Source organism: Streptomyces flavofungini (assembly GCF_041028215.1).
Lineage (GTDB): Bacteria > Actinomycetota > Actinomycetes > Streptomycetales > Streptomycetaceae > Streptomyces > Streptomyces flavofungini_B.
Genome location: NZ_JASKYR010000030.1, coordinates 1 through 5,989, shown reverse-complemented (window position 1 = coordinate 5,989; position 5,989 = coordinate 1). Strand labels below are relative to the sequence as shown.

5 protein-coding genes are annotated in these 5,989 nt (G+C 69.5%); all 5 read left to right on the top strand.

Features of this window, described 5'->3' with window-relative positions; translation table 11 throughout:
* Window positions 1-463 (top strand): DUF6197 family protein (locus AB8Z36_RS04135; protein WP_369211777.1); only part of this gene is annotated, 463 nt, incomplete at its 5' end.
* A gap of 4 nt (window positions 464-467) precedes the next feature.
* Window positions 468-1,097, top strand: a complete 630-nt coding sequence (locus tag AB8Z36_RS04130; protein WP_369211776.1) for a hypothetical protein — start codon at window positions 468-470, stop codon at window positions 1,095-1,097.
* A gap of 121 nt (window positions 1,098-1,218) precedes the next feature.
* Window positions 1,219-2,964: a hypothetical protein gene (locus AB8Z36_RS04125; protein WP_369211775.1), complete on the top strand. Its 1,746-nt coding sequence runs from the start codon at window positions 1,219-1,221 to the stop codon at window positions 2,962-2,964.
* Between the two features lie 9 nt (window positions 2,965-2,973).
* Window positions 2,974-3,354, top strand: a complete 381-nt coding sequence (locus tag AB8Z36_RS04120; protein ID WP_369211774.1) for a hypothetical protein — start codon at window positions 2,974-2,976, stop codon at window positions 3,352-3,354.
* A gap of 100 nt (window positions 3,355-3,454) precedes the next feature.
* On the top strand, window positions 3,455-5,716 hold the full coding sequence (locus tag AB8Z36_RS04115) for a hypothetical protein (protein ID WP_369211773.1): 2,262 nt from the start codon (window positions 3,455-3,457) through the stop codon (window positions 5,714-5,716).
* The last annotated feature ends 273 nt before the right edge of the window (window positions 5,717-5,989 follow it).

The window sequence follows — 5,989 nt, the reverse complement described above, 5'->3', positions numbered from 1 at the left end:
CGACCGACCGCCTCACCCGCCTCCGCACCCCCGGCAGTTCGCCGACGTCCCGCGCCGCGCCCCGGCCGCGCCGCCGCCCTCGTGGAGTCACCGCCTGCTGCCCCGCTCCGTGCGGGCTGTGCTCGCCGATCTGGGCTGGTGGCAGGACCCCGCCCCCCAGCGCCCTTCGGCGCACCTGGAGCAGGTCCTGGCGGTGCTGCGCCGCTACGGCTGGGCCCAGTCGGTCGACGTCTCCCCCACCGGCCGCATGTGCATCCGCGGCGCGCAGACCCTGCTGGTCAGGACCGGACACGCCACCGAGCAGAGCCGGGACCGGGCCGTGCAGTACATGCAGCAGGCCTTGCATGCCGCCGGAGTGCACATGGAGTTCTTCGCCTGGAACGACCTTCCCGGCCAGGAATTCGCCGCTGTCGAGACACTGCTTATTTCCGCCGCTCGCTCAGCACAAGAAAACGGAGAATAGAAAGATGACCCCCGAAGAGGAAATGGCGTTCAATCAGATCGCGAAGGAATACCCCATGGCCGAGCGGCCTAATGAATATGCCCAGAACAACGACTATGACCCCTACGGTCCTTACGGTGTCCCGCAGGCGCCGCAAAAGACGGGTCTGACGCCGCGCGGTAAGGCGGCTATCGCACTGGGCATCGCTATTATCGGCGGCGGCTCCATCATCGGATGGAACGTGCACTCCAGTAACGAGGCCGAGCGCGAGCAGAAGGCGCAGGAAATCGCCTTGCAGCAGGAGCGCCTGGAGCTGGAGCGGCTCAAGGAAATGAACCGCGCCGACGAGAAGGAATCCAAGGCCACCAATGCCGCCGACAAGATCCGTCAGGCGAACGTTGATGCGTGCGTGAAGGCGAACGCCTCCAAGGTCGACAAGGCCACCCTCGGTGCCCCCTCGCACGGCGACGTGGTCGAGGACTGCCAGGCGCAGTACCCCGCCAGCGCCGACGGCTCCGACATGGCGGCCGCGGGCTCCGCGTCCGACGGCGACGGGGAGGGCGGGGGGCTGAACGACAGCATGCTGGCCGGTGCCGTGGTGGTCGTCGCGGCGGTCGCCTTGTTCGCCAAAAAGAACACGAAGAGTAACGGCTAGAGCTACTTCCTCCCTACCTCCCGACCCAGAAAACCGCAGTACGGGCCTCCATGAGGGAGCCCGTACCGCGCTTTCGGGCCGGGAGGTAGGGAGTAGGTAACTCCGCAGAGTAAGGAGTGTGATGGCAAGCGACACGGCTCCGGCGGCCGTTCCCGGCCCGGATGAGTCCGCTGAATCCCACCTGCCCCCGGTGCCCGCGAAGGGCTGGCTGGCCTCCGCCCTGGCCGCCGAGGAGGTGTCCCGGCCGGGCTTCGGCGAGAGCTGGATCCCGGGCCCCGAGGACGTCGAGGAGAGCGCCGAGAGCGAGGAAGAAGAGGCGGCTTACCGGGCCCCGGACGGGACGTCCAGCGCCGATTATCACGCCAGTGATGAGGACGGAGAGGACGGCACGAAAGCCGCCGGATCCCGGTACAAGCAATCCGTCTGGAAAGAATGGTGGCTCGCCGGAGCAAAGCGCTGGGCCAAGGGCGGCGGCACCCAGAACAAGCGCCTCGATCTACAGAAAGCAAAAGCACAGGCGAACCAGACCAAAACCCAGAAAACCGTGACCGTAAGCCGCTCCGGCGGCCTCCCGACCCGTGGCGGGAATTCTGGCAGTGCGTCGGGTGGCGGCGGGAAATCCCTCGACAGTAAGGCCTCTCCGCGCGGAAATACCCAGGGAGCGAACAACTCGGCGTCTGGTTCCCGTCAAGGGCCCGCCGGGCGCTCCGGCGGGGGCGCCGGTTCGGGACCTGGGGGAAGCGCTGGACGTGGCCCCGCGGGCACCGGAAAAGACGGCTCCGCCAAAAACGGCGGCCAGGTGCAAAAGGCGCCGAAGAATACCGGCTCCGGCTCAGGTGGAGCAAATGGCGCCAGCGGAAAGGGAGGCGCCTCCCCGGCCGGAACGTCGCTCCGCACACCGAAGGACCAGGGACCCGGCACCAAGGGCGCGAAGGATGCCACCGGACCCGCCAAGGGGCCGGGCTCCTCGGCGGGCGGCGGGTCGGGCAAGAACGGTGCCCCCGGCTCGAAGGGCGCTCCCGGCTCGAAGGCCGCCGGGGCCGGAGGCACGACGCCTGGCGGTTCCTTCGGCAAGGACACCGGCGGCAAGGGTGGCTCTGGCGGCAAGGACGCGAGCGGCAAGAGCGGCCCCGGAGGCAAGGACAAGAAGGACCAGGCCGCCAAGCACAAGCCGTTGGCGGGCGCCGACGGCAAGCCGTACGACACCAGGAAGTCCCGCGAGACCGGTCATGGCGATGGCGTCCGCGCGAACCGCGTCTACGGCCACGTCAAGGCCTACGGACGCGGCGTGAAGGACGGCTGGGCGGATCAGGAGCGGGTGCGCAAGGCCGACGAGAAGCGCCTGGACAAGGCGCACAACGCCTTCAAGAAGGCCAAAGACAAGGAGCTGGATATGGACGACGCGACCCCGATCGACGTCGCCGGAATCGACGCCGCACAGCTGACACTCGGCAACGGCCAGAGCCTCACGCGGGGGGAGGTGCGCACCTACAAGGGCTTCCAGCGCCGCCTCCAGGCCAAGGCCGAGGCCCTGGTGAAGGTCGCCGAAGCGACCAAGACCTTGCAGGCCGCAGCCGTGCAGCAGGCCACTGAGATGGAGAAGCTCCTGGAGGACGCCAAGAGCGTGAAGGGCGGCGAGAAGCTCACCGGCCACATCACCAAGCTGGTGGAAAAGGCGAAGGTTCAGGCGGTCAAGGCTGAGGAGCTCCACAAGCGGGCGCTGCGGGCCGCGGATGCGTGCAAGGGCCTGCTGACCAGGATCGAGACCCGCTACCAGCCGCTCTACCAGGCGATCGTCGATTCCCCCGAGAGCACCGCCCCCGAGCTCCGTTTTTTCCGCGATGCCGGATACACCAAGGCCGCCTAGGAGGAACCCATGTCTGACCTGACCTACAGCCAGCTCCGCGCCCAGGTGCTGGAGTACGAGCGCACCCTGGGCAAGAGCGCGGAGCAGATCCGCGCCCAGGCCCAGATCATCGACGGCGACGCCAAGGACACCGGGCGCGTCGCCGACCAGATCGCGGGCAAGTCCGTCGACCCGGAGACCGTCGCCGAAACACGCGACCTGATGAAGATCACCGCCGGAGTGAGCGAGGGCGCCACCGCCTTCGCCGCCGCCGCCGACGACACCGCCAAGCAGGCCAAGGCCACCGGCGACCAGGCCAAGACCAGCTACGGCGGCCTCCAGGAAGCAATGTCCCGCTCCACCCTCGTCGGCAAGTACGACATCCACGCCGACTGGCTCACCCAGGAATAGCCCTCGCCCCACACCACCCCCAAGGGGCGGGCCCGGCACACAAGCCGCAGCCCGCCCCTTCCCCGCCTCCCTCATCTGCGCTCATCAGCAAGGAGTCCTCGTGTCCACCACGTCGTCCACTACGGCGCGCCCCGCCTCGACTGAGCGCGCCGTGGCGATCGCCGCCTCTGCCGCCCCCATCGCGACCGGTGTCCTGGCCCCGTGGCTGGACGGCGGCGCCTCCGTCACCGCAGCGATCGCCTACAGTGCCGCCGCCGTCGTGACGGGCGCGAACTACATGCACCGACTGCCCGCCTCGCTCGCCGCCGAGCTGCCCGCCGCCGACGTCCTGGCCGCGCACCGCACCACACTGGGCATCTCCACCCTGACCACCGGCATGGCCCTGGGAATTGGCACCCTGATGGGCGGGGTGGGCACGGACGCGCTGATGGCCGGAGTGCTCACGCTGCCCAGCGTGCCCGGCATCGTCTCCCTGGGCTGGTGGGCCGCGGTCGCGCTGGTCCCCTACAAGCTCCGCAAGGTCCTCGCCCGCAGGCAGGCCGCGCCCGCCGCAGCTCCGGCGCGGCCAGCGCAACCGCCGCAGCTCCCGCCGACCCAGTGGCAGCGCATCATGCGGGACTGGGCCCGCGTCATCTCCCACCCGGAGAACGGCACCAACAAAGGCCAAGTCTTGAGCGAGCTTGTGGTGCGGCCGCGACAGTGGTCGGGCATCATCACCGCGCCCCCCGGCATCGCCGTCAACGTCACCAAGGAGACCGTCTCCAGCGTCTTCCGTGTCGATCCGGGATGGGTGCGCTTCGCCGCTGGCGGCCACGCGGGCCAGTGCCGCATCACTGTCAACCTCGTGGCCCCCGCTGATCTGGACACCTCCACGCTGGCCGGGGCGTGGGCGAAGTGGGTCGCCCCGCTGGTGATGAAGGGGAGCCACCTCGAAGAGGTGCAGGACGATCCGATGACCGGCGGCGAGGTCGCCTACGTCGTCGCCGACGACGACACCGCCCGCCTCACCGTCCCCGCCCACGATGACCTCGCCGGAGCCCTGCGCACCACCACCCTGCTGTGCGCCTACACTCCCGTGCCCGGCAACCCGCGGCGCGGCAAGGTCCGCATCATGCAGCACAACCCCTTGCAGGACGGCGTGCCCTTCCCCGGCACCGAGGTGCTGAAGGCCTCCTCGGGCGGCTACGTGCAGATCGGACGGCATGTCAGCGGACGCCCTGCCAGGCTCCAGTTCCGGGACCCGACCCTGGGCGCACGGCACCTGTACATCGCGGGCGTCACCGGCTCCGGCAAGGGCGGCCTGGCCCAAATCGTGGCCCTGGCCGACCACGTCAACGGCCACGCCATCATCTACGGCGACCCCAAGGGCTCCTCCAATCCCGACATCGTCAAGATGGCCTGCTACTCCGGCCTGGCCGAACAGGGAAGCATGGGCGCCCTGCGCGTCGGCTACGCCCTGATGAAGTGGCGCATCGCAGAGTCCGGCCGTCTGGGCATGAAGAACTTCGTCGCGACCCCCGAGCGGCCTTGGGTGCGGCTGCTCCTGGACGAGGCGCACGTGCCGCTCACCGAGCTCGGCGACGACGACAAACGCGAGGCCCGCGTCATTCTGGAGGCCATGGCCGCCAAGGCCCGCTCCATGGGCATCCCCCTCGGGATCATCAACCAGGCCGTCAACGCCGACAAGCTCGGCGGCAGCACGCCGCTGCGCACCAACCTGGTCCAGGGCGGCAGCCTGGTGCTGCTGCGCACCGACTCCGACCAGTCCAACCTCGCCTCGACCGGCTTCGAGAAGGTCGACCCTGGCACCATCCCCGCCACCTGGGATGTTGAAGAGCCGCTCGTCTTCGCCGAGGACACCGTGCTGGCTGACCCGCGCAGCACGTTCGGTCTGGGCTACACCCTCGGCCCCGGCGGTGTCGCCGAGATGATGCGCACCTTCATCCTCGAGTCCGCCGCCCCCTACATCGACACCGAGCAGGTCGCCTACCCGGCGGACTGGCCGGACTGGGAGTACCGGCACGAGATCGCCGAAACCCCGATCAACGAGGACGGCGAGGCCGCCGCGCCCAAGGCGTTCGCGGGCGTCGACATCCCCAAGGCCCCCAAGGCCAAGACCGCCGCAGAGAAGATCCTCGAAGCGATCCGCGACCTCGGCGGCGAGTACGACTACGTCGACCGCGCGGACTTCGCCCCGCTCCTCGACATCGAGGAATCCACCCTCGGTAATCAGCTGACGAAGCTGAAGAAGAAGGGCGAGGTCCACCTTCAAGTCCTCGATGGCAAGGAGCAGCGCGGCCGGTACGCCCTGGGCGCCGATCCCTCCGCACTCGACCAGGACGACGAGGAAGACGCCGCCTGACCGCGGATTGACCCAGCACACCGCGCCCCCGCCGACACCGCGTCGGCGGGGGCGCCGTTTCGTCCGCCACCGCCAGGAGGAACACGTGCCCATCCCCCGCCCGCGCCCGCACCGCCCGGTCGGCCGGCCTCGCCCGCACCCAGCTCGAACACGTGGCGCTGGACGCCGTCCGGCACGTCGTAGAAGTAGTCGGCGGAGTACTCGCTTCGCTCGGGGTAGGTCCGGTCGACGCCCTCCGCCTCCGGGACCGGCACCTTGTGCAGGCCTCCCTGG

Bases quoted from the DNA above. Each gene is read 5' to 3' on its own strand.
- AB8Z36_RS04130 (WP_369211776.1), top strand. From the start codon at position 468: ATGACCCCCGAAGAGGAAATGGCGTTCAATCAGATCGCGAAGGAATAC.
- AB8Z36_RS04125 (WP_369211775.1), top strand. From the start codon at position 1,219: ATGGCAAGCGACACGGCTCCGGCGGCCGTTCCCGGCCCGGATGAGTCC.
- AB8Z36_RS04120 (WP_369211774.1), top strand. From the start codon at position 2,974: ATGTCTGACCTGACCTACAGCCAGCTCCGCGCCCAGGTGCTGGAGTAC.